General features: G+C 73.3%; 21 protein-coding genes. 11 read left to right on the forward strand and 10 right to left on the reverse strand.

Annotated features, from left to right (window positions below; genetic code table 11):
* Positions 1 to 108: 108 nt before the first annotated feature.
* Both IFT90_RS14240 and IFT90_RS14245 read right to left on the reverse strand, forming a co-directional pair.
* The gene (locus tag IFT90_RS14240) at positions 109 to 708 is read right to left on the reverse strand and encodes a hypothetical protein (RefSeq protein ID WP_192042891.1); all 600 of its coding nucleotides are present in this window, start codon (positions 706 to 708) and stop codon (positions 109 to 111) included.
* Between the two features lie 93 nt (positions 709 to 801).
* Positions 802 to 1,107 (reverse strand): Dabb family protein, encoded by a 306-nt coding sequence (locus tag IFT90_RS14245; RefSeq protein ID WP_192042892.1) that lies wholly within the window; start codon positions 1,105 to 1,107, stop codon positions 802 to 804.
* A 304-nt stretch (positions 1,108 to 1,411) separates the two neighbouring features.
* Here IFT90_RS14245 and IFT90_RS17660 point away from each other — a divergent pair, with 304 nt between their 5' ends.
* The 4 genes from IFT90_RS17660 (at position 1,412) to IFT90_RS14265 (ending at position 4,657) form a co-directional block, all read left to right on the forward strand.
* Positions 1,412 to 1,876, forward strand: coding sequence for a phage holin family protein (locus tag IFT90_RS17660; protein WP_192042893.1), 465 nt, complete (start codon positions 1,412 to 1,414; stop codon positions 1,874 to 1,876).
* Positions 1,877 to 1,958: 82 nt separating this feature from the next.
* Positions 1,959 to 2,750 (forward strand): aquaporin Z, encoded by a 792-nt coding sequence (gene aqpZ / locus IFT90_RS14255; protein ID WP_192042894.1) that lies wholly within the window; start codon positions 1,959 to 1,961, stop codon positions 2,748 to 2,750.
* A gap of 128 nt (positions 2,751 to 2,878) precedes the next feature.
* Entirely contained in the window at positions 2,879 to 3,289 is a 411-nt protein-coding gene (locus IFT90_RS14260; protein ID WP_192042895.1) for a hypothetical protein, read from the forward strand.
* A gap of 336 nt (positions 3,290 to 3,625) precedes the next feature.
* Positions 3,626 to 4,657 (forward strand): hypothetical protein, encoded by a 1,032-nt coding sequence (locus IFT90_RS14265; RefSeq protein WP_192042896.1) that lies wholly within the window; start codon positions 3,626 to 3,628, stop codon positions 4,655 to 4,657.
* Positions 4,658 to 4,812: 155 nt separating this feature from the next.
* On the opposite strand, the gene IFT90_RS14270 is transcribed toward IFT90_RS14265, so the two are convergent.
* The 5 genes from IFT90_RS14270 to IFT90_RS14290 all read right to left on the reverse strand — a co-directional run bounded on the left by IFT90_RS14270 (position 4,813) and on the right by IFT90_RS14290 (position 11,420).
* Positions 4,813 to 5,658, reverse strand: coding sequence for an ATP-binding cassette domain-containing protein (locus IFT90_RS14270; protein WP_192042897.1), 846 nt, complete (start codon positions 5,656 to 5,658; stop codon positions 4,813 to 4,815).
* Entirely contained in the window at positions 5,655 to 6,686 is a 1,032-nt protein-coding gene (locus tag IFT90_RS14275; RefSeq protein WP_192043002.1) for an iron chelate uptake ABC transporter family permease subunit, read from the reverse strand. Before IFT90_RS14275 ends, IFT90_RS14270 begins: the two co-directional genes overlap by 4 nt.
* Before the next feature lie 95 nt (positions 6,687 to 6,781).
* Entirely contained in the window at positions 6,782 to 7,750 is a 969-nt protein-coding gene (locus tag IFT90_RS14280) for an iron ABC transporter permease (RefSeq protein ID WP_244644989.1), read from the reverse strand.
* A 52-nt stretch (positions 7,751 to 7,802) separates the two neighbouring features.
* Positions 7,803 to 8,840, reverse strand: coding sequence for an iron-siderophore ABC transporter substrate-binding protein (locus tag IFT90_RS14285; protein WP_192042898.1), 1,038 nt, complete (start codon positions 8,838 to 8,840; stop codon positions 7,803 to 7,805).
* Between the two features lie 339 nt (positions 8,841 to 9,179).
* On the reverse strand, positions 9,180 to 11,420 hold the full coding sequence (locus IFT90_RS14290) for a transketolase (RefSeq protein WP_192042899.1): 2,241 nt from the start codon (positions 11,418 to 11,420) through the stop codon (positions 9,180 to 9,182).
* Positions 11,421 to 11,511: 91 nt separating this feature from the next.
* On the opposite strand from IFT90_RS14290, the gene IFT90_RS14295 reads away from it, so the two are divergent.
* The 4 genes from IFT90_RS14295 to IFT90_RS14310 all read left to right on the forward strand — a co-directional run bounded on the left by IFT90_RS14295 (position 11,512) and on the right by IFT90_RS14310 (position 15,227).
* Positions 11,512 to 12,672 (forward strand): ROK family transcriptional regulator, encoded by a 1,161-nt coding sequence (locus tag IFT90_RS14295; RefSeq protein WP_192043004.1) that lies wholly within the window; start codon positions 11,512 to 11,514, stop codon positions 12,670 to 12,672.
* Between the two features lie 152 nt (positions 12,673 to 12,824).
* On the forward strand, positions 12,825 to 13,295 hold the full coding sequence (locus IFT90_RS14300) for a PTS sugar transporter subunit IIA (protein WP_192042900.1): 471 nt from the start codon (positions 12,825 to 12,827) through the stop codon (positions 13,293 to 13,295).
* A gap of 112 nt (positions 13,296 to 13,407) precedes the next feature.
* The gene (locus tag IFT90_RS14305) at positions 13,408 to 13,680 is read left to right on the forward strand and encodes a PTS sugar transporter subunit IIB (protein WP_123548377.1); all 273 of its coding nucleotides are present in this window, start codon (positions 13,408 to 13,410) and stop codon (positions 13,678 to 13,680) included.
* A gap of 44 nt (positions 13,681 to 13,724) precedes the next feature.
* On the forward strand, positions 13,725 to 15,227 hold the full coding sequence (locus IFT90_RS14310; protein WP_192042901.1) for a PTS ascorbate transporter subunit IIC: 1,503 nt from the start codon (positions 13,725 to 13,727) through the stop codon (positions 15,225 to 15,227).
* 343 nt (positions 15,228 to 15,570) lie between these two features.
* Here IFT90_RS14310 and IFT90_RS14315 read toward each other — a convergent pair whose 3' ends face one another.
* Together IFT90_RS14315 and IFT90_RS14320 are read right to left on the reverse strand one after the other, a co-directional pair.
* Positions 15,571 to 16,626 (reverse strand): TerC/Alx family metal homeostasis membrane protein, encoded by a 1,056-nt coding sequence (locus tag IFT90_RS14315; protein WP_192042902.1) that lies wholly within the window; start codon positions 16,624 to 16,626, stop codon positions 15,571 to 15,573.
* Positions 16,627 to 16,813: 187 nt separating this feature from the next.
* Positions 16,814 to 17,335, reverse strand: coding sequence for an SRPBCC family protein (locus IFT90_RS14320; protein WP_133738895.1), 522 nt, complete (start codon positions 17,333 to 17,335; stop codon positions 16,814 to 16,816).
* A gap of 220 nt (positions 17,336 to 17,555) precedes the next feature.
* On the opposite strand from IFT90_RS14320, the gene IFT90_RS14325 reads away from it, so the two are divergent.
* The 3 genes from IFT90_RS14325 to IFT90_RS17665 all read left to right on the forward strand — a co-directional run bounded on the left by IFT90_RS14325 (position 17,556) and on the right by IFT90_RS17665 (position 20,635).
* Positions 17,556 to 18,479 (forward strand): PfkB family carbohydrate kinase, encoded by a 924-nt coding sequence (locus IFT90_RS14325; protein ID WP_192042903.1) that lies wholly within the window; start codon positions 17,556 to 17,558, stop codon positions 18,477 to 18,479.
* A gap of 368 nt (positions 18,480 to 18,847) precedes the next feature.
* Positions 18,848 to 19,477 (forward strand): DUF1992 domain-containing protein, encoded by a 630-nt coding sequence (locus IFT90_RS14330; protein WP_192042904.1) that lies wholly within the window; start codon positions 18,848 to 18,850, stop codon positions 19,475 to 19,477.
* 117 nt (positions 19,478 to 19,594) lie between these two features.
* Positions 19,595 to 20,635 (forward strand): C40 family peptidase, encoded by a 1,041-nt coding sequence (locus IFT90_RS17665; RefSeq protein WP_192042905.1) that lies wholly within the window; start codon positions 19,595 to 19,597, stop codon positions 20,633 to 20,635.
* Between the two features lie 27 nt (positions 20,636 to 20,662).
* Here the strand turns inward: IFT90_RS17665 and IFT90_RS14340 are convergent, their stop codons facing one another.
* Positions 20,663 to 22,357 carry a SulP family inorganic anion transporter gene (locus tag IFT90_RS14340; protein WP_192042906.1) on the reverse strand — a complete coding sequence of 565 codons (1,695 nt, stop codon included), beginning with the start codon at positions 22,355 to 22,357 and terminating at the stop codon, positions 20,663 to 20,665.
* Positions 22,358 to 22,440 lie beyond the last annotated feature (83 nt).

A 22,440-nucleotide genomic window follows, 5' to 3' on the forward strand; every position in this document is an offset into this window, starting at 1 on the left:
TTCTCCTTGTCTGTGGTTCCCGGTGGGGAGTTGACAGGGGTTCGCCACCCTCGCTGGATGAGTTTGGTGCGTTACCTGACCGTGACCTCGGCGGTCCGTCTGCTCCGGTCAGGAGTCGAGCAGGACGCGCATGGCCTCGGTGAGCACGCGGTTGCCGACACGGAGCGCGGCGACCTCCGCCTCGAGGGCAGCGATCTCGCCGGTGCGGGGCGCCCGGGCGGGTGCGGCGACGGCGGTCGGGGCAGGAGGCGCGGGTCGCGAGGGGACGTTCAGCTCGGCGAGCGTGTCAGAGGTGCTCGGCTGCGATCGCGGCTCGTCCGGCTCTGCCTCGACCTCCGCGGCCGGCTGCTCCTCGTCCACATGCGCATCCGGCTCCGGCTCGACCTGCGGCTCCATCGCGACGTCCGGCTCCGCGTCCGGATCCGCCTGGATGTCCGACTCCGACTCGCGGTCCGCCTCGGGCGTCACCGCAGGCTCGATCCGCGTCGTCACGACCTGCGAGAACTTGGGGCGGGGCTTCCGGGCCGGCTTCTCGGGCTCAGGTGCCGCCTCCTCGACCCAGGCGCGCAGCGTCTGCTGCGGGATGCCGAACTCGTCGGCGACCACCGTGAGCACGTTGCGGTCGCCCGGCTTCGTGGCCCTGCGCTCGAGGACCCGCGCGGTCGCCGCCTCGCGGGTGTCGTCGTCGTACCACTCGTCGTAGGGCATGCGCCGATTCTAGGGACGGCTGCGCCCCGGCGACGGCCGCCTCTCGGCACGGCCGCACCTCGGCACGGCCGCACCGCCGGGGCCGGCCTCGCCCTACGCCGCGATGTCGAAGACGACGACCCGGGCGGCCGAGTCGCGCAGGAAGCCCGCGACCGGCAGGTGCTCGGGGTGCGGGAGGTACGCGTCGAGGGCGGCACGGTCGCGGAAGCGGACCACGAGCATCCAGTCGAAGCCTCCCTCGAGGCCCTCGCCGCTGACGGTGGGGCCGCTCGACACGGACAGCACGCCGTCGATGGTGGTCAGGTGCTCGTCCGACATCGTGGTCGCCCGGGCGGTCTCGTCGACCCCGTCGTTCCACTCCGCCAGCACCACGTGCAGCACCTCTGTCGTCTCGGCCATGTCGCGTTCCTCTCGTCGCCGACCGGCTCCCGGTCGCTCGTCCCAGCCTGGACCCCGAGGAGGCGCGGCGCCGGGAGCGCGGAGAGCCCGGACACGCAGAGAGCCCGGGCACACACAGAGAGGGGGAGCGACGCACCGGCCGGACGCGGCTGGCCAGGGGGCGAGTCCCGGCCCGCGCGAAGCTGGGAGCCAGCCGGAGGTGCGTGACGGCAGGGGGAGCGGGACACGACTTGATGGGGAGCCCTGCACCGCGCCTCCCCCGGGGAGCTGCGGGCGAGCAGGGCCGAGACCAGGAGGAGCCCCCGTGGCCGAGAAGGACACCACCGACACCGGCGCAGCCGAGCCGCGCACCGAGGACGGCCGCACCGGAGCGCGCCTGCGCGACCAGCTGAGCAGCCGGGCCGACCAGCTGGGCAGCCGCGCGATCGAGCCGATCGTGAAGGCCGTGCGCGGCGAGATCGGCAAGGCGAAGGCCGAGGTCGCCGACCGTGCCCGGAGCGCGCGGACGGGACTCGTCCTCGTGGGGGTCGGCGCCGTGCTGGCCGTCGTCACCGTCGGGCTGCTCGCGGCCGTCGTCGTCGTGGCCCTCGCCGTGGCGCTGCCGCTCTGGGCCGCGACCCTCATCGCCTTCGCCGTGTTCGCGGTCACCGCGGCGGTCGTCGTCAAGGTCGGCGTCTCCGCCCTCGGACGCGGCGTGCCGCCCGTCCCCAAGGACACGATCGCCGGCCTCACGTCGCGCGGCGACGAGTCCGCCACCGGCCGCGACTGACCAGCCGCACGCACCACCGCACCGCCGCGCAGGACAGCACCACCGCACCCGACCGCACCACGCACCCGAGAGAACCGCACCCATGGCACGTCAGACCCCCGTCAGCCGCTCGACATCGGAGCAGCGCACCCAGCACGCCGAGACCTGGTCGAGCGGCGCGCGCTACGCCTCCGAGGCGCTCGGCGCGTTCCTCCTCGTGCTCGGCGGCGTCGGCACCGTCGTGCTCGCCTCGTCGTTCGCCGACGACGGCAACGCGCTCGGCGTCGGGTTCCTCGGCGTCGCCCTCGCCTTCGGCCTGAGCGTGATGGGCGGCATCTACGCTGTCGGCCACATCTCCGGCGGGCACTTCAACCCCGCCGTCACGGTCGGCTTCGCGATCGCCGGACGCACCGAGTGGCGCCACGTGCCCGGCTACGTCGTCGCGCAGGTCGTCGGCGGCCTCGCCGGCGCGGGGGTCGTCGCCGCGGTCGTCGCCGACGGCCCCTCCGGCGCCTTCGCCGCCGCACGCGAGTCGGGCTTCGCCTCCAACGGGTTCGGTGCGCACTCGCCCGGCGGCTACGGCCTCGGCGCCGTGCTGCTGATCGAGGTCGTGCTCACCGCGGTCTTCGTCGGCGTGATCCTCTCCGTGACCGCGAAGAAGGAGTACGCCGCCCTGGCACCCGTCGCGATCGGCCTCACGCTGACCCTGATCCACCTGGTCAGCATCCCCGTGAGCAACACCTCGGTGAACCCCGCCCGCTCGATCGCCGCGGCCGTCGTCGCCGGGCCCGACGCGCTGGGCCAGGTCTGGGCGTTCATCGTCGCGCCCCTGGCCGGCGCGGTCGTCGCGGGAGTCGCCCACCGCCTCCTTCGCCGCCCTGCCCGCAAGGGCTGATCCGGGCCGACCATCCCGACGACGCCCACCCCGCACCGGACGCGCTCGGGGACGCACACCACTGACCACTCACCGCACGACACCCCGCGACACGACGCCCGCACCGCGGGCAGACCAGGAGACACCCCATGAGCGAGTCCTTCAGCGACAAGGCCAAGCGCGCCGCCAGCCGCGCCCTCGACGAGGCCGAGCGCCGGTACGCGGCCCCGGGCGGCCGGGACGGCGGCAGCGCCGGACCCGACAGCGACGGCCGCGGCGGAACCGGCGGGCTGAGCAGCACCGATCGGCTGGTGCAGAAGGCGAAGGAGGCGGCCTCCGAGGTGCTGGACCGCGCCCAGGACCGAGGCGAGCGGTTCGCCGACAAGGCCGGCCGGGCGACCTCGGACGTCGTCGACCGCACCGTCGGATCGCTGGACACGGACGACGAGGGCACGGGGGTCGCGGCGTTCGTGCGTCGGAACGCGCGGCGTCGGCCCGTCGTCACGGTCGTGGCGGCCGTGCTCGTCGGGGTCGCCGTCGGCAAGACGATCAGCAGGTAGCCGGGCACCCGCAGGGGGCCGGGGGCTCGGCTGATCCAGGGCGCCGAGCCCCCGTGCGTGTCGACGACGGGTCGGGTCCGTCAGTCGAGCAGGGGCAGGCGGGGTCTGGGCCTGACGGGACAGATTTTTCCGCATCCTCCCTCTCGTGGCAAGACCCGGGAACGACGGATACGCATTGGTTCGTCACAGGACTTCCCAAGCGGCCGCAAATCAGTGACACTTGCTCAGAACCTTTCTCGATGCGACGGCGCACCCCTGCGCAGACGCCGTGATGGGGGGATCACCGTTCTGCCGCCCCTCACCCGGCGCGGCTCACTCTGAGAAAAAGGATCACCAGTGAAGCAGTCCCGCATCTTCTCCGTGGCCGTGGCGTCCGCCGCGGTCATCGGTTCCGTCGTCGCCGTCTCCGGCACGGCGAACGCCGCGTTCGACCCCGACGCGGCCGACCGCGTCACCACGAACGATCAGCTCGGCGTCGAGGGCGACACCTACCCCGCGACCGGCTGGTTCCTCGGCGACGTGGCGGCTCCCGCCGGCACGGTCACCTTCGACGGCGCGGGCCTCAACTCGACCTTCGGCAACGTGCAGGTGCTGAACGCGTACGACGCCCCGGCCAGCACCTTGACCGACCTCGTGCTCGACGCTGACTTCGTCTCGTTCGGCTCGGCCACCTTCCAGGTGCCCATCTTCGCCAACGGCACCGGCACCGGCACCGAGTTCACGACGCTCCGTCCCGTCGCCGTCGGCAACGAGGGCTTCACCGCCACGAGCCAGTGGGTCACCTCGCAGGCCCTCGGCACCTACGCCGCCGGCGCCGTCGCGACGCTCGCCGAGTTCCAGGCCCAGATCGACGCCATCGACGCCGCCGGCGACCCGGCTGCCGACGCGACGATCCTCGCCTACGGCTTCATCACGCCCAACCCCGCGTCGTCGTCGGTCCAGGCCGTCGCCTTCGGGACCGAGAGCACCTGGTTCACCCCCGAGCCCAGCGGCACCTACGTGCCCGCGACGCTCACCGTCTCGCAGGTCAGCACGACCGGCATCGCGGTCGAGGGCGCCGGGTTCTTCCCCGGTGAGACCCTGTCCGTGCTGTTCGCGAACGAGAACGCCCAGAGCTCGGGTGACCAGGACATCGTCCTGACCGCCGACGCCCAGGGTCGCATCGCCGCGAACATCGTCATCCCCGCCGACCAGCTCCAGGGCCCCGGCACCTACTTCATCACCCTGGTCGGCAACGACTCGGGCGTCCTGCTGCAGGGCACCGTGACGGTCACCGCCGACGCCGTCGTCGCACCCGTGCCCGTGCCCGCCGGCCCGACCGCCCCGGTCGCCGTGCCCGTGCGCGCGAACGCCGCGTTCACCGGCTAGTCAGCACCGCACCACCCGCACCACCTGCAGCATCTGCACCGCCTGGAGGGCCGTCCGACGAGAGATCGTCGGGCGGCCCTCCGTCGTGTCCGGCGCGACTCCGCTGAAGCGGCGAAGGAGGTGCGCGAGCGGCGGGCGGGACGCACCCGCGCCTCCTACGGCGTCGGCTCGGACGAGGACCCGCGGCGCACGGGCCCCTCGCCCACGACGTGGTGCCGTCCGAGCGGCAGCATCATCGGCGCGCCCGTCGTCGGGTCGTCGACCACCCGGCTGTCGAGGCCGAAGACGGCCCGGACGCAGTCCTCGGTGAGCACCTCGTGTGGCGCGCCCGCGGCGTGCACCCGCCCGTCGGCCAGGGCGACGAGGTGGTCGGCGTAGCGCGCGGCCAGGTTGAGGTCGTGCAGCACCATCACGACCGTGGTGCCGCGGCTGCGGTTCAGGTCGGTGAGCAGGTCGAGCACCTCCACCTGGTGGCTCACGTCGAGGAACGTCGTCGGCTCGTCGAGCAGCAGCACGTCGGTCTGCTGCGCCAGGGCCATCGCGATCCAGACGCGCTGGCGCTGCCCGCCCGACAGCTCGTCGACCGAGCGGTCGGCGAGGCCGGTGGTCTCGGTCGCCTCGAGCGCCTCCGCGACGGCGAGGTCGTCGGCGGAGCTCCAGCGCGAGAGCAGGCCCTGGTGCGGGTGCCGCCCCCGGCCGACCAGGTCGGCGACGGTGATGCCCTCGGGCGCGACGGGCGACTGGGGGAGCAGGCCGAGGGTGCGGGCCAGCTGCCGCGCGGGCGTCCGGTGCACCTCGGCGCCGTCGAGCACGACCTGCCCGGCACGCGGCCGGAGCAGGCGCGACATCGAGCGCAGCAGCGTCGACTTGCCGCAGGCGTTCGCCCCCACGATCGCGGTGATGCGGCCGGGCGGCACGACGAGGTCGAGGTCGTCGACGACGACGCGGTCGCCGTAGCCGAGGGTGAGTCGTCGGGCGACGAGCGAGTGGTCGGTGGTCACAACGAGCCTCCGGCACGGTTGGTGCGGACGATGAGGTAGATCAGGTAGGGGGCGCCGAGCACCCCGGTGACGACGCCGACGGGGAACCGGGTGCCGAGCGCGAACTGCCCCACGACGTCGGCGACGAGCACCAGCAGCGCCCCGACGAGTGCCGACGGCACGAGCAGCGAGCCGTGCGGCCCGACGATCCGCGCCGCGATCGGGCCGGACAGGAAGGCCACGAACGCGATCGGCCCGCAGGCCGCGGTCGCGAACGAGATCAGGCCCACGGCCGCGAGGATGACGACCAGCCGCGTGCGGTCGACCCGCACCCCGAGGGCCGAGGCCGTGTCGTCGCCGAGCTGCGTGACCGAGAGGTCGCGCGAGCGCGAGAGCAGCACGGGCGTCAGCACGACGAGCGCGACCAGCACCGGGACGACCTGCGGCCAGCTCGTGCCGTTGAGGCTCCCCGTCAACCAGCGCAGCGCCTCCTGCAGGTCCCACTGCGCCGCGCCCGACAGCACGTACGCCGTCAGGCTGTCGAGCATCGCCGCGACGCCGATCCCGACGAGCACGAGTCGCGTGCCCGCGACGCCGCCCTTCTTCGACAGCAGCCAGACGAGCATCGCGACGGCGAGCCCGGCGACGATGGCGAAGGCCGAGACCTGCGCGTCGTCGAGCGACAGGGTCACGATGGCGAACGCGGCGGCGGCGCTGGCACCCGAGCTGATGCCGATGATGTCCGGGCTCGCGAGCGGGTTGCGGAGCATCGTCTGGAACGTCACGCCGCCGAGCCCGAAGCAGAGACCGGCGGCGATCGCGAGCACGGCCCGCGGCAGGCGCAGCCGGCCGACGGTGAAGGAGGCGCCGGGCACGTCCTGCCCGAGGACCACGCCGAGCACCTCGCCGGGCCCGTAGAAGGTGCGCCCGACCATGAGGGTCAGCACGAAGACGACGAGCACGGCGGCGGCCAGCAGGCCGATCACGGCACGACGGCGGCGGCCACGACGGGCGCGGCCGCGGGCGACGTCGGAGGCGACGCTCGCGATGCGGGCGGCACGGCCGTCGCGGGTGTCGCCCGCGTCGAGGTCGGTACCGGCAGCCGTCGAGGAGGCGCCCCTCGCGGAGCGCAGGTCGGCGCCGCTCACAGCGCCCTCAGCTTCGCGCGCCGGACGATCCAGATGAAGAAGGGGGCGCCGATCAGCGCCGTGACGATCCCCACGTCGATCTCGGCGGGCCGGGCGACGACCCGCCCGATGACGTCGGCGGCGGTGAGCAGCACCGCGCCCCCGACCGCCGAGAAGGGCAGCAGCCAGCGGTGGTCCACGCCGGTCAGCAGCCGGCAGGCGTGCGGCACGACGAGCCCGACGAAGCCGATCGGGCCCGTGACGGCGGTCGCCGCCCCGCAGAGCACCACGGCGCCGAGGGCCGACAGCCCGCGGACGACCGCGACGCGCTCGCCGAGGCCGGCCGCGAGCTCGTCGCCGAGTGCCAGCGAGTTCAGCGCCTTGGCCGAGAGCAGGCAGACCACGAGCCCGACGGCGAGGAACGGCAGCACCTGGCCGAGGCTCGCGAACGTGCCGCCGCCCACGCCGCCGATCTGCCACGAGCGGATGTTCGCCGAGATGTCGCCGCGGGGCAGCGCGACGGCGGTGATGAACGAGGCGAGCGCGGCCGAGGTCGCGGCCCCGGCCAGGGCCAGCTTGAGGGGCGTGGCGCCTCCTCGTCCCAGGGATCCGACCGTGTAGACGAACAGGGCCGTCGCGGCGGCACCGACGATCGCGACCCAGACGATGCTGGTCGCGGCGCTCAGGCCGAAGAACGCGAGGCCGGTGACGACCGCGAGGGAGGCGCCGGTCGTGACCCCGAGGATCCCCGGGTCGGCCAGCGGGTTGCGCGTCACCCCCTGCATCACGGCCCCGGCGACGGCGAGGGCGGCCCCGGCAGCGACGGCGAGCAGGGTGCGGGGGATCCGCTTCGCGACGGAGGCGCGGTCGAAGCCGTCGGTCGCACCTCCCAGGGCGGCGAGGACGTCGTCGACCGACACCGACCGCGAGCCGATGGTCAGCGAGAGCACCATCACCACGACGAGCACGCCCAGCAGCGCGAGCAGCCNTGGTGACGGTCACGCTGGCGCTGACTGCTCTCGACGGCTCGGCTGGTGGCTACTTCTGCGACGCCTCGGCGAGGAGGTCGGCGTACTCGGCGAGGATCCACGAGATCGACAGGGGAGTCGGGTTCGCGGCCGTGCCCAGCGGGCCGGTGCTCGGCAGCGCGACGATCGCCTCGTTCGCGACGGCGGGCATCTGCGACAGGACGGGGTCGCCCTCGAGCGTCTGGACGAGCTCGTCGTCGCCGTACGTGACGATCACGTCGACGTCGTCGAACGTGTCGGCCGTCTCGGCGCTCTGCGTGAGCGAGAACAGGTCGGTCGAGTCGGACGCCTCCTGGATGCTCGCGGGCTGCTTCAGGCCGAGGTCGTCGAAGAACTGCACGCGGGTGTCGTGCGTCGTGTAGAAGCTGACCTCGCTGAGGTCCGTCGTGTCGACGTGCGTGAGGAACATCGCGGTGGAGTCGGTCAGCTCGGGGTGCGCGTCGGCGACCTCCGCGATCTCGCCCTCGAGGTCGGCGACGAGCTGCTCGCCCTCGGCGGCCATGCCCATGCCCTGGCTGTTGAACGCGATCATGTCGCGCCAGGAGGTGCCCCACGCGGTCTCGGGGTACGCGACCACCGGAGCGATCTCGCTGAGCGTGTCGTAGTCCTCCTGCGTCAGGCCGGAGTAGGCGGCCAGGATCACGTCGGGCTCGGTGTCGGCCACGGCCTCGAAGTCGACGCCGTCGGTCTCGTCGAACAGCACAGGGGCCTCGCCGCCGAGCTCCCCCAGCTTCTCGCTGACCCACGGCAGGATGCCGTCCCCGTCGTCGTCGCCGAAGTCCGCACGCGCCATGCCGACCGGGACGACGCCCAGCGCGAGGGGCACCTCCTGGTTGGCCCAGTTCACCGTGGCGATCCGCTCGGGCTTCTCGTCGATCGTCGTCGTGCCGAGCGCGTGCTCGATCGTGACGGGGGTGAAGTCGCCGGATGCTGTGCCGTCGGTGCTGCCGCCGTCGGTGCCGGTGCCGGCTCCGGTCGAGCAGGCGGTCAGGCCGAGGGCGAGGACGGAGGCGGCGCTCAGGGCGAGGAGGCGCGAGGTGCGGGACATGGGGGCCTTCCGGAGGTGGGGCGAGGGGGTGCCTGTCGCAGGCGGCATGCTGCGGGCACGACGGATCGCCCGGTGTCGGGGAGGGCACGCCGGGTGCGTGCCGCGTCGACGGACAGCCCCTCTCGCCGGTGCTGTCCGGTTCGGGGGCCCTCACGGGTGATCGCCGTGTTAGGTGTGCCTTACCTTATCCGGGGCGACCGGTGTCGGCAACCTCGTCACAGCCGCGGATGCCGGCCGGAAGGCCGGGAAGCCGCGCGACACGCCGCGTGTGGAGCCGCATCCCGGGCGTGTCCGGGCGTCACGGTCGGCATCTGCGGAGAAGGGGGCGAGGGGGCGGGGCTAGCGGGCGAGGACCTCGCGGGCGGCCGCGAGCACCGCGGCGTCGTCGACACCGCGGAGGCGCAGCAGCTCCGGGCCCGAGCCCGACTCGCCGAACTCGTCGATGCCGACGCTGATGCCGTCGAGCCCCGCCCAGCGGCCCCACGGCTGCCGGGAGCCGGCCTCCACCGTGACCCGGGCCCGCAGCGACGGCGGCAGCACCTCGTCCCGGTACGCCCGGGGCTCCTGCTCGAACCACTCGAGGCACGGCAGCGACACGACGCGGACGTCGACGCCCTCGTCGGCGAGCAGCCGCGCGGTGCGGAGCGCGACCTGCACCTCGCTGCCCGTGGCGATCAGGGCCAGGTCTCCACCGCCTCCCTGCTGCCAGAGCACGTAACCGCCTCGGGGCGTTCCCTGCTCCGTGGCGTCGCCTCCCTCGAGGTCGGGCAGGGCCTGGCGCGAGAGGACGAGCGCAGTCGGCGCGACCGTCCGCTCCGAGCCCGCGGGCCGGTCGCCCGAGCCCGAGCCCGGGCCGGCCCCAGGGTCAGCACCAGAACCGGAGCCCGAACTCGACCCCGAGCCGAGGAGGCGCCGCCACGCCGCGACGACCTCGCGCGAGTCGGCGGGACGCACGACGTCCAGCCCCGGAACGGTCCGCAGCGACGCGACCTGCTCGACCGGCTGATGGGTCGGCCCGTCCTCGCCGACGGCGACGGAGTCGTGCGTGTACACGTACAGCGCGGGCAGCTGCATCAGGGCCGCGAGGCGGATGCTCGGCCGCGCGTAGTCGCTGAACGCGAGGTACGTCGAGCCGTAGGGGCGCCACAGCCCGTGCAGCGCGACGCCCGACAGGATCGCCGTCATCGCGTGCTCGCGGATGCCGAAGTGCACGAAGTCCCCGCCGGGCCGGTCGGCGCTGACGGCCTCGCCCGTGATGGCGACGTTCGTCGACGACGAGAGGTCGGCCGAGCCGCCCCAGAGCCGGGCGGCGTCGTGCACCGCGCTGAGCACGGCGCCCGAGGTGGTGCGCGTGGCGGCGCCGTCGTCGACCGCGACGGTCGCGAGGGCCGCGGCCACCGCCTCCTCGTCCGCGCCCGCGGCGACCGCGTCGCGTCGGTCGGCCGCGGCCGGGTGCTCACGGCGCCAGGCGGCCTCGCGCTCGTCCCACTCGGCGTGCAGGCGTGCTCCCCGGTCGCGGGCGCCCAGCGCCCAGTTCCGCACGTCGTCGGGCAGCAGGTCCGTCGAGGAGGCGCCCGCCGCGAACCCGAGGGAGGTCGCCACCGCCGCCACCTCGTCGTCGCCGAACCCGCCCGCGTGCGCCGCGGAGGTGCCGCCGCGCAGGGCGGAGGGGGCGCCGATCACGGAGCGGACGGCGACGAGCGTCGGGCGGCCGGCGCGACCGCCGCCTCCCGCGGACCCGTCGGCTCCTGCTCCGCCGCCCTCGCGCTGGCGCGCCTGCTCGAGGGTCGAGCGCAGCGCGTCGAGGTCGGCGGCGTCGTCGACCTCGAGCACCCGCCAGCCGTAGGCGCGGTAGCGGGCGCGGACGTCCTCGCCGAAGGCGATGTCGGTGCCGCCGTCGATGGTGATGCGGTTGTCGTCCCAGATCAGCACCAGCTCCTCGAGGCCGAGGGTGCCGGCGAGGCTCGACGCCTCTCCCGAGACGCCCTCCTGCAGGCAGCCGTCGCCCGCGATCACCCAGGTCGTGCTGCGGAAGAGGCCGGTGCCCGCGCCGTGCAGCGCCTCGTCGCGACGGGCGGCGAGGGCGAGTCCGACGGCCGAGGCGACGCCCTGGCCGAGGGGACCGGTGCTCATCTCGACGCCGGGCGTGTGGTGAAGCTCGGGGTGGCCGGGGGTGCGCGACCCGAGGGTGCGGCTGAGGGCGAGCTCGTCGAGCCCCAGGCCGTAGCCGGTCAGCGCGAGCTGCACGTAGAGCAGCAGGCTGGCGTGGCCGGCCGAGAGCACGAGGCGGTCGCGGCCGGTCCACTCGGGGTCGGCGGGGTCGTGGCGGAGCACGTGCTGGAACAGCGTGTGCGCGAGGGGAGCCAACGCCATCGCCGTGCCGGCGTGGCCGTGGCCCTTCGCCTGGACCACCTGCGCGGGGATCATGATCGCGGCGGCGACGGCACGGGCCTCGAGGGCATCGGCCTCGGCGGCCGCGTCGCCGCGCGAGGCGGCGGGTGCGGCGGAGGCAGCGACGCCGTCGGTCGCGGCCTCACGGCTAGTGTCTGTCGGGGGAGTCGAGGGGACGTCGTCGGCCATGGCCCCACTTTCGTCTACACCTAGACTGAAGTCAACCGAGCTCGGCCCGACGAGTCGACGCCCACCGATCGCAGAGGAGCGCAGCGTGGTGATGACCCCCAGGACGCCCTCCACCGGCTCCGGCGTCGTGCTCGACCTGATCCGCCGGGGCGAGGCGACGACCCGCAGCGACCTGATCGAGCAGCTCGGCTGGTCGCGGGTGACCCTGGCCCGACGGCTCGACGACCTGCTCGAGGCGGGCTTCATCGTCAGCGCCGGCCAGCTCAGCAGCAGCGGCGGCCGCCCGCCCGAGGAGTTCGCGGTCGCCGCGGACGCGGGCGTGATCCTGGCCATCGACATCGGCGGCTCGCACACCCGCGTCGGCGTGACCGACCTCGTCTCGACCGTGCTCAGCGAGGACGAGGCCGACATCGGCCTGCACGACGGCCCCGACGAGATCTTCTCCTGGGCGATCCAGGTCTTCGACTTCCTCCTCGCCGACCTCGGCCGCACCCGCGCCGACGTGCGGGCGATCGGCGTCGGCGTGCCCGGCCCGGTCGACGCGGTCACCGGCCGGCTCGGCAGCCCGCAGCTCGATCCCCGGTGGGAGGAGGTGCGGGTCGACGACTACTTCGCCGGCTTCGACGCCGTCTTCGCCGTCGACCGCGACGTCAACATCCTCGCCGTGGGCGAGTCCCGCCTCAGCTGGCCCGAGTACTCGCACCTCACCGTCGTCAAGGTCGGCATGGGCGTCGGCTGCGCCTTCGTCCTCGACGGGCACGTGTACCGAGGGGCCCGAGGAGGCGCGGGCCAGCTGAGCGCACCGCGCGCTTCCCACGAGCCGCTCCACCGCCTCGAGCTGGAGGCGAGCGGCGCGACCATCCGCAGCGCCCTCCGCGACGCCGGGCACGACGTGGCCACCAGCGCCGACATCGTCGCCGCCGCGCGGGCCCACGACCCGCTCGTGCTCGAGCAGCTGCACGCCGTGGGCACCCGCATCGGCGAGGCGCTCGCCGACGTCGTGGGGCTGCTCAATCCGCAGGCCGTGATCGTCGGGGGCAACCTCGCCGAGACGGGCGAGCGTCTCGTCGCGGGCATCCGGTCGGCGCTGCTCACGGGCACGCACGACTTCTCGCGCCGCGGCCTCGTCGTCGAGCGGGCCCGGCTGGGCGACAAGGCCGGGGTGCGCGGCGCCTCCCTCATGGCGCAGGACGAGCTCTTCGACGTGGCCCGCGTGAGCGCCGCGACGAGCCGGCGCGCCCCGGGCGCGTGACCCGCGCCTCCTGCGCCGCCGACTTTGGAACACGAGTGGTCAAAAGGCTCGATCCGAGCTAGAGTCGGGGCGCGCCCGTCGACACCTGTCGGGTGACCCTGCTCGCGTGAGCAGGCACGCGCCCCCGCGGCGCCGAGCGAAGGAGCCCGCCCATGACCGTCGACCTGGCAGAAGAACTCTCCGTCGAGGCCGTGACCACCGCGGCGCACGCCGCCGACTGGCGCGAGGCGATCCGCCTCGCCGGCGCCGGCCTCGTCGCCTCGGGCGCCACCACCGACGCCTACACGGACGAGATGATCGCGGCGGTCGACGAGCTCGGCCCCTACATCGTCATCGCCCCCGGCCTCGCGCTCGCCCACAGCCGGCCGTCGCCCGCCGTCACGCGCACCGGCCTCTCGTGGGTCGGCCTCGCCGAGCCCGTCGCCTTCGGCCACAAGACGAACGACCCGGTCGACCTCGTCATCGGCCTCGCCGCGCTCGACCACGACGGCCACATCGAGGTCATGTCGGCGCTCGCCGGCGTGCTCGCCGACGACGAGGGCCTCGCCCGCCTCCGTGCCGCGCAGACGCCCGACGAGGTGCTCGCCACGCTGCACGAGCTCGCGCAGGCCGCGGCCGTCTAGCCGACCGGCCTCCCGAGGCCGACGCGACCCGCGCCTCCTCGGGGCGGGCTCCGCACCACGACCCCACGAACACCCGAACACCAGCACTCGACCCCCCGGAAGGGACAGCACCATGAAGATCATCACCGTCTGCGGCATGGGCATCGGCACCTCGGTGCTGCTCAAGATGAACGCCGAGAAGGCGCTCCGCGCGCTCGACATCGACGCCGACGTGGAGGCCGCCGACATCGGCACCGCCCGCGGCGCCGCCCGCACCGCCGAGCTCGTGCTCACCAGCGAGGACCTCGTCGAGGAGCTCGGCCAGGTCCCCGCGAAGGTCGTCGTCATCGACAACTTCACGAACGTCGCCGAGATCCAGCAGAAGATCCAGGACTCGATCGCCTGACCCCCGGTCAGCCGATCCCGAACACCAACAACTAAGGAGTCCCAATGGAGTGGCTGGTCGTCGTACTCGACTTCATCGGCAAGCAGATCCTCAACGTGCCTGCTTACCTGATCGGCATCATCACGGCGATCGGACTGATCGCCCTGCGTCGCAACGCCGGACAGGTCGTGGGAGGCGCGCTCAAGGCGGCCATCGGCTTCCTGATCCTGGGGGCGGGCGCCACCGTCGTCACCGGGGCGCTCGACCCGCTGGGCACGCTGATCCTCGCGGTCACCGGCGCCCAGGGCGTCATCCCCACCAACGAGGTCATCGCGGCCGTCGCACAGGAGCAGTACGGCGCGCAGAGCGCCTACGTGCTCGTGCTGGGCTTCCTCGTGATGCTCGCGCTCGCGCGCTTCACGCCGCTGAAGTACATCTTCCTCACCGGGCACCACATGGTGTTCATGTCGGTGCTGCTCACCGTCGTGCTGTCGGTCGGCCTCGGCGACGGCCTCAGCTGGCTCACCGTCCTGCTCGGCGCCGTGCTGCTCGGCGTGATCATGGTCGTCATGCCCGCGTTCGCGCAGCCCTTCATGAAGAAGATCACCGGTGACGACTCGATCGCCATCGGCCACTTCGGCACCCTCGGCTACGTCGCGGCGGCCTCGGCCGGCATCGCGGTGGGCACGAAGAGCAAGTCGACCGAGGAGATCAAGTTCCCTCAGGGCCTCAAGTTCCTGCGCGACTCGATGGTCGCCACGAGCCTCTCGATGGTGCTGATCTACCTGGTCTTCACGATCTGGGGCCTGATCAGCCTGCCGCAGGCCGAGGCGTTCGAGATCTTCGGGGTCACCGACGCGGGAGCGTTCATCATGGCCGGCTTCGCCCAGGCGCTGCAGTTCGGCGTCGGCGTCGCGATCATCCTCTACGGCGTGCGCACCGTGCTCGGCGAGCTCGTCCCCGCGTTCCAGGGCATCGCCGAGAAGGTCGTGCCGGGCGCCAAGCCCGCGCTCGACATCCCGCTGGTGTTCCCGTACGGCGCGAACGCCGTGCTGATCGGGTTCCTCTCGTCGTTCGCCGGCGGCCTCGTCGCCCTGGGCGTGCTCGCCGCGTGGCTGAACCCGGTGTTCGGCCTCGCGCTGATCCTGCCCGGCATGGTGCCCCACTTCTTCACCGGTGGTGGAGCGGGCGTCTTCGGCAACGCGACCGGCGGACGCCGCGGCGCGATGGTCGGCGGCTTCGTCAACGGCCTGATCATCACGTTCCTGCCCGCGATCCTGCTGCTCGTGCTCGGCAACCTCGGCTTCGCGAACAGCACGTTCGGCGACGCGGACTTCGGCTGGTTCGGCACGCTGATCGGCGCCAGCTTCCTCGGCAGCCCGATGGTGGGCGTGATCCTCAGCCTCGTCATCGGTGCGGCCCTCGTCATCGGCGCCTCGATCTACCAGATCAAGCTCGTCGACGGCGGCTGGGTGCCCGGCGCGAAGCGCGACGAGCGCCTCGCGGCCGAGAAGGCCGAGTCGGACGCCGCGGCGAAGCGCGCCAAGGAGGCGGCAGCCACGTCATGAGCCCGAGCCCCGCGCGCTGCTGCTGAGGCAGGGTGCGCGGGGCAGGTGCGCGCAGGAGGCGCGGTGTCGGTCTGACCGGCACCGCGCCTCCTTCGTCTGTGCCTGTTCCTGTGTCTGCGTCTGCGTCTGCGTCTGCACGCATCTGCACTGCACCCGAGCGGCGGGACACCCCGTTGTGGACGAAACACCTCTTCGTTTCGGGGTGCTCGGTCCACGACGAGGTGTTCCGCGGGGGCATGGCCGCAGGAGGCGGCGGCCCGGGAACGGCAGAGCGCCGCGTCCCCGAGACGGGGACGCGGCGCTCTGCCGCGGTGCGGTGCGAGGAGGAGACGAGCGGTGCGGGCTAGTGCGCCGCGCTGTCGTCCTTCTTCGAGGCGGCCGAGTCGTGCGCGTGCGTGATCGGCTCGCCCTCGATCTTGTCGCGCTTCTTCTTCTCCGCGTCGCCCCGGGTCTTGGCCAGGCTGGCCACGGTCGCGACCGTGATCGTCGCTCCGATGAAGAGCAGCGACAGCCAGATCGGGATCTCGGGCACCCAGAGCAGCGGCTCGCCGCCGTTGATGAAGGGCACCTCGTTGACGTGCAGGGCGTGGAAGACGAGCTTCACGCCGATGAAGGCCAGGATGACCGCGAGGCCCTGCGACAGGTAGACGAGGCGCTCGAGCAGCCCGCCGATCAGGAAGTACAGCTGACGCAGGCCCATCAGCGCGAACGCGTTGGCCGTGAAGACGATGTACGCCTCGTTGGTGAGGCCGTAGATCGCGGGGATCGAGTCGAGCGCGAAGACGAGGTCGACGAAGCCGATCGCGATGACGCAGAGCAGCAGGGGGGTGACGAAGCGCTTGCCCGAGATCTTGACGGTGAACTTGTCGCCGTTGAAGTCGTCGTGCACCGGCAGGACGCGTCGCGCGACGCGCACGAACATGTTGTCGGCCGCGTTGCCGCCGTGGTCGCCCTTGAGCTGCTGGTAGGCCAGCACGAAGAGCAGGGCGCCGAAGATGTAGAAGACCCACGAGAAGTTCTCGATCAGCGCGGCGCCGGCGGCGATGAAGCCGGCGCGCATGATGAGCGCGATGACGATGCCGATCATCAGCACCTTCTGCTGGTACATCCGCGGGATGGCGAACCCGGTCATGATCAGCAGGAACACGAAGAGGTTGTCGATCGACAGCGCCTTCTCCGTCAGGTAGCCGGCGAAGTACTCGCCGCCGAAGCCCCAGCCGCTCGTGAAGCCGATGCCGACGCCGAAGAGCAGCGCGAGGCCGATGTAGAAGGCCGACCAGCGGGCGGACTCGCCGATCGTGGGCTCGTGCGGCTTGCGCACGTGCGTGAAGAACTCGTAGACGAAGAAGGCGATCGTCACACCGATGGTGATGAGCCAGGTGGTCAGGGTGATGTTCACGGGAGGTCTCTCCGCAGAGGTCGGGCTGTGAGGCAGCGGGCCCTGCGCACGCGCGGCGAAGGGGGTCAGATCGACGGTAAGTCGATCGGCGCTGTCAGCGTGCCCCCAAGCTGCCCCGACACTGCTGTGAAGCTGCGGTCGCTGCAAGCTTCGAGCGGTAGGGCGGGCGGTGAGGGCCTGACCCGATTCAGGCGGTGGGAGCCTGGTCCGAGGAGGCGGCGACCCGGTCGATCTCGGCGGTCACGCCCCCGAGGACCTTCGTCATGTACGGCCCCCAGAGCAGCCGGACCACGGCACGCACCAGCAGCCCACGCCCGGGCTTCGCGTCGAACGAGTACTGCCAGCAGACGCGGGTGCCGGAGCCCTCCTCGTCCTGGCGGTCGAGGGGCTCGTACCACCACTCGGCGCGGCCGCGCTCGACGAGCGAGCGGAGCGGACCACGGAAGTCGGTCAGCTCGTAGACGAACAGCGCCGGACGGGCCACGGTCACGAGCGTCTCGACCAGCTGGCCGCCGCCGGAGAGCTCGAGGCGGCGGGTCTGGCCCGGGGCGTCCCAGGGGCCGGTCTGTCCGTGGACGGCGACGACGGCAGGCAGGGGGCCGGAGCGCGGGTAGAACCCGACCGGCGTCATCGGGGTCCCGATCTCCCACGCCCGCTCGAGGGACGCCGTCGTCACTCCCTCGCGGATCGCGCTCGCTGTGGTGGTCATGAGGATGGTTCGGAGTCACCCGCTCGGGGGACTGGTCGGCCTGCGGGGGCCGACAGCGCGCCTCCTCGGCTCGGCCTGCGGGGCTGCCGCGTGCCTCCTCGGCCGAGGTGTCCGCCATCACAGAGCCGCCCGGGAGACTGCTGGGAGCCGCGCACCGCACCACGTGGTTCGTTCTGCCTGTCAGCCGTCGCACCCGCGGGGCCCCACAGAACGGACCACCATGGCAGGCCGAGTCGCCGTCTTCGCCCCCTCTCCCGTGCTCACGGTCACCGTCGAGGACCACGGCTCCGGCGCCGACGTGCACGTGCACGCAGGTGGGCAGGGCCTCTGGCAGGCGCGGATGCTGCAGACCCTCTGCGCCGAGGTCGTCGTGGTCGCCGCGCTCGTCGGCGAGACAGGCGCGGTCGTCGGGCACCTCTGCGACGACGAGGGCGTGCCGCTGCTGTCGGTCCGCCGCGAGGGCCGGGGCGCGGCCTACGTCCACGACCGCCGCGACGGCGAGCGGGACGAGCTCGTCGAGACCCCCGGCGACGCGCTCAGTCGGCACGACCTCGACGAGCTGTACGGACTCGCCCTGCGGGCCGGGCTCGAGTCCGACGTCACGGTGCTCAGCGGCCCGTCCGGCGACGACACCCTGCCCGTCGACGTCTACCGGCGTCTCGCCGCCGACCTGCGGGCCGTCGACCGCGTCGTCGTCGCGGACCTCGCCGGCGAGCGGCTGGAGGCGGTGCTCGAGGGCGGCGTCGACGTGCTCAAGGTCAGCGACCAGGAGCTGCTCGCCGACGAGCTGATCACCGAGAGCACCCCCGAGCAGATCGTCGAGGCGATGCGCGACCTGCGGCTGCGCGGGGCGTCGTCGGTCGTCGTCACCTGCTCGGACCTGCCCACCTTCGTGCTCGACGGGCCCGGCGCACGCGTGTTCGAGGTCAGCGTGCCGTCGATGCAGGTCGTCGACACCCGCGGCGCGGGCGACTCGCTCACGGCCGGCGTCGCCGCCGTGCTCGCCGCGGGCGGCGGACTGGAGGAGGCGGTGGTCACGGGCACCGCGGCCGGCGCGCTGAACGTGACCCGCCACGGGCTGGGCTCGGGCGACCCGGACGCGATCGCGGCGCTGCGTGCGGTCGTGAGCGTGCGCGACCTGTAGCTCGCCTCCGGCCGGCTCCGCCCGACCCGGCTCCGCCCGACCCGGCCCCGCCCGACCCGGCCCCGCCCGACCCGGCTCCGCCCGACCCGGCTCCGCAAATGCCGACCGGGGACGCCCTCGGCGCCTCGTGATACCCAGATATCCCTGTATTGCAGGCCCTGCGGTCGGCATTTGCGACCGAGAGCGACCCGCACGGCTCCGGCTGGCTCCGCTCGACTCGGCTCCGCAAATGCCGACCCTGGGACGCCCTCGGCGCCTCGTGATACCCGGATATCCCTGCATTGCAGGCCCTGTGGTCGGCATTTGCGGGCCGCGGTGACCCCGAGCAGCCTGGGACCGCTCGGCAGGCGCGGCGTACCCTCGACGGCATGTCAGCGGAGGAGGGCGCCCCGGCGGCCCGGGACGACCCGGCACGCAGCGACCCGCGCCGCAGCGACCCGCGAGTCGCCGCAGCCCGCTACCGGGCCGAGGGCGAGCGCCCGCCCGACGACGCCCCGCGCGACACCCGCACCGCCGCCGAGATGCGCGCCTGGGCCCGCACCGCGATCGATCTTGCGGTGCAGCGCGGCGAGTTCGACGACCTGCCCCTCGCAGGCAAGCCGCTGCCCGGCCTCGCCGGCGGCACGGTCGACCCCGACTGGTGGATCCGCGGCCTGATCGAGAGGGAGGGGCTCACCGGCCTGGCGCCTCCTGCGCTCTCGCTCCGCACCGAGCACCAGCAGCTCGACGACGTGCTCGACGGCCTCGGCACCGAGGCCGCGGTGCGCGCGCACCTCGACGACTTCAACTCCCGGATCGTGGAGGCGCGGCGCCAGCTGACCGGCGGACCTCCCGTCGTGACGCCCACCCGCGACGTCGACGACGAGCTGAGGAGGTGGCGCGAGCGCCGCGAGGACCGTCGAGCGGCCCGCGCCGCGGCGGTCCCCCCTGCCTCGCCGACCTGGCGCGAACGGCGCGCGCTGCGCCGTGAGCTGAGGAGGCGACAGCGCGACGGGTGAGACGGCTCACCCGCCGCCGCTGACCCGGATGAACCTGGGAGCGGACTCGGCTCGGGGGACGAACCGCGATACAGTCGAACGTTCCCTCCTGACCGACCTACCGTGAGGACCGCCCGCGTGACGACCACCGCCTCCCCGAGCCCGTCAGGTCACGACGCGCACGGACGAGGCGGAGAGGCTGCCCCGCTGCTGCGTCCCCGAGGTCGTCGTCGTGCCGAGGCCGCCGTGCTGCCGCAGAGCTGCCGGGCCTCGTTCGTGCAGCCCGAGGCGCTCGTCGACGCGTCCGTCGCCGCCGCCGAGGCTGCCGTCGTGACGGTGCCCGGGCTGAGCGGCCGACGCGCGGCCCGCGCCGCGCTGTCGGCCCGCGCCGAGCGTCGCGGGCTGCTCGCGCTGGCCCGACGGGACGCGCGTGCCGGCCGGTCGTCGTCCGCCGGGGCCCCGGCCTCGCCTGCAGCGGCCTCACCTGCTCCCGTCTCGCGCCGGCTCGTCGCCGTCGTCAAGAAGGTCTCCGTCGTCGCGGCGCTCGTGGGCTTCGCCGCGAGCGGCACGCTGCCGCTCATCGCCGGCTCCGACCAGGAGGCGCAGGCCGCGGCCGGCGGCTCGGGCTTCTCCGCCGCCGCTTCCGCGAGCGGCCAGCAGCACCTCTCCGTCGACGCGGCGGTCGTCCTGGACGACGTCGAGCGCGACGAGTACTCCGCGACGTCGATGGTCGACGCTCAGACGCAGCTGCTCCGCAACGCGAAGGCGGCGACCTCGAGCGAGTGGGACGGCCGGACCACCGCCTCCTACCTGGCCGACCCGCTCTACGACACCCTCGACCGCGACCAGGTGCTCGCCGTCGCGATGCAGTACATCGGCACGCCCTACGTGCACGGCGGCGAAGACCCGACCGCGTTCGACTGCTCGGGCCTGATCACGTTCGTGTACGCCCAGTTCGGCATCGAGCTGACGCACTACGTGCCCACGCAGGACACGGAGGGCACGCGGGTCTCGGCCGCCGACGCGGTGCCGGGCGATCTCGTCGTCTTCGACAACCTCGCCCACGACGGCATCTACGCGGGCAACGGGATGATCCTCGACGCACCGAAGCCCGGTGGGTTCGTCAGCGTGCGGCCCATCTGGGACTCGCCGCACCACTTCGTGCGCATCGGCGCGTAGCGCGCCGCCGCGCGGCCCGAAGCGCGCTCAGCCGCCTAGCTGCCCCGTGAGGCGCCCGTGGAACGAGCCGCTGCGCTCGTCGAGGCCGACGAACTCGACGGCGAGGCCGTGCGCCGCGAACTTCGTCCCGACCGAGTCGAGGGCGGCGACGCTCGAGGCGTCCCACACGGAGGCGCGGCTCAGGTCGACGAGGACGGTCGCTTCTGGACGCGCCGTGCGCCGCGCCTCCTCGCCGTCGGGTGACGCTGTCGTGCTGACGCCGGTGACCTCGAGCGACTCGGCGTGCGTGTGGGCGCCGGCGACCCCCGAGGACTCGGCGAGCAGCGCGTCGTCCGCGTACGAGAAGTGCTCGACGAGGTCGTTGCTGCTGCCGAAGAAGAGCGGGCCGACGACGTCGTAGCGGACGCGGGCGCGCGCGCGGTCGGAGCCGTCCGGGTCCGCGACGGCGACCGCGCCGGCCACCGGCTCGACCGCCGGCTCGACGGTCCGCTCGACCCGGATGACGTGCGCGATGCGCCGGGCGAACAGCACCATGGCGAGCAGCACGCCGACGGCGACCCCGATCGCGAGGTTGTTCGTCGCGACGACGACCCCCACCGTGACCACCATGACCAGTGTCTCCGGCACGGGCATGCGCCTCAGCGTCGTCGGCCGGACGCTGTGCCAGTCGACGGTCGTGATCGCGACCACCATCATCACGGCGGCGAGGGCGACCATCGGGATCCGCGCCATCACCGAGCTGAGCCCGGTGACCAGCAGCAGCAGGAACAGCCCGGCGGCGAGCGTCGAGACCCGCGTCCGCGCGCGGCCGATCTTCACGTTGACGACGGTCTGGCCGATCATGGCGCAGCCCGCGATGCCGCCGTAGGCGCCCGCGGCGATGTTCGCGACGCCGAGGGCCCACGACTCCTTGCCCTTGTGCGAGGGCGTCTCCGTGATGTCGTCGACGAGCTTCGCGGTGAGGAGCGTCTCCATCAGGCCGACGAAAGCGACGCTGAGCGCGGTGGGCAGGATGATGCCGAGGGTCTCCGGGCTGAAGGGCACCAGCCACGGGGTGAGTCCCGGCAGGCCGCCTCCCATCGGTCCTTCGTCGCCGACGGTGTGCACGTCGGTCAGGCCCGCGGCCACGACGATGACGGTCACGACCACGATCGCCACGAGCGGCGCCGGGACGACGGTCGTGAACCGCGGCAGCAGGACGACGATCGCGATGGTCAGGGCGAAGAGCGGGTAGACGATCCACGGCACGTCGATCAGGTGCGGCACCTGCGCGACGAAGATCAGGATGCCGAGCGCGTTGACGAAGCCGATCATCACCGAGCGCGGGATGAACCGCATGAGGCGGGCGAGGCCGGCGGTGCCGAAGACGATCTGGATGACGCCGGCCAGCAGCACGGTCGGCAGCACGTACTCGACGCCGTGGGTGCGCACGAGCGGCGCGATCACGAGGGCGACCGAGCCCGCTGCGGCGGTCACCATCGCGGGCCTGCCGCCGAGCAGCGACATCACCACGGCGAGCACGACCGACGCGACCAGGCTGACCACCGGGTCGACGCCGGCGATGACCGAGAACGAGATCACCTCGGGCACGAGGGCGAGGGTGGTGACGATGCCGGCCAGCGCCTCCCGGGTGAGGAGGCGCGGCGAGCGGAGCACCGCGCGCACGCTGTCGTCGGGACGAGCGGGCGCGACGGCGCGGGGCTGGGGGGTATCGGCGGTCACGGCGTGCTCCGGGTGGGGGTGGTGGGAAGATCGGGGGACCGGCGACACTGCCGTGTGATCAACCCTACCCTCACGTGAGGGTA

Source organism: Frigoribacterium sp. CFBP 8766 (genome assembly GCF_014841435.1).
Classification (GTDB): domain Bacteria; phylum Actinomycetota; class Actinomycetes; order Actinomycetales; family Microbacteriaceae; genus Frigoribacterium.

Coding starts and splice junctions, on each gene's coding strand:
- IFT90_RS14325 (WP_192042903.1), top strand. CDS start 17,556: ATGGCAGGCCGAGTCGCCGTCTTCGCCCCCTCTCCCGTGCTCACGGTC.
- IFT90_RS14300 (WP_192042900.1), top strand. CDS start 12,825: ATGACCGTCGACCTGGCAGAAGAACTCTCCGTCGAGGCCGTGACCACC.
- IFT90_RS14295 (WP_192043004.1), top strand. CDS start 11,512: ATGACCCCCAGGACGCCCTCCACCGGCTCCGGCGTCGTGCTCGACCTG.
- IFT90_RS14320 (WP_133738895.1), bottom strand. CDS start 17,335: ATGACCACCACAGCGAGCGCGATCCGCGAGGGAGTGACGACGGCGTCC.
- IFT90_RS14330 (WP_192042904.1), top strand. CDS start 18,848: ATGTCAGCGGAGGAGGGCGCCCCGGCGGCCCGGGACGACCCGGCACGC.
- IFT90_RS14305 (WP_123548377.1), top strand. CDS start 13,408: ATGAAGATCATCACCGTCTGCGGCATGGGCATCGGCACCTCGGTGCTG.
- IFT90_RS14310 (WP_192042901.1), top strand. CDS start 13,725: ATGGAGTGGCTGGTCGTCGTACTCGACTTCATCGGCAAGCAGATCCTC.
- IFT90_RS14290 (WP_192042899.1), bottom strand. CDS start 11,420: ATGGCCGACGACGTCCCCTCGACTCCCCCGACAGACACTAGCCGTGAG.
- IFT90_RS14245 (WP_192042892.1), bottom strand. CDS start 1,107: ATGGCCGAGACGACAGAGGTGCTGCACGTGGTGCTGGCGGAGTGGAAC.
- IFT90_RS14240 (WP_192042891.1), bottom strand. CDS start 708: ATGCCCTACGACGAGTGGTACGACGACGACACCCGCGAGGCGGCGACC.
- aqpZ (WP_192042894.1), top strand. CDS start 1,959: ATGGCACGTCAGACCCCCGTCAGCCGCTCGACATCGGAGCAGCGCACC.
- IFT90_RS14285 (WP_192042898.1), bottom strand. CDS start 8,840: ATGTCCCGCACCTCGCGCCTCCTCGCCCTGAGCGCCGCCTCCGTCCTC.
- IFT90_RS14260 (WP_192042895.1), top strand. CDS start 2,879: ATGAGCGAGTCCTTCAGCGACAAGGCCAAGCGCGCCGCCAGCCGCGCC.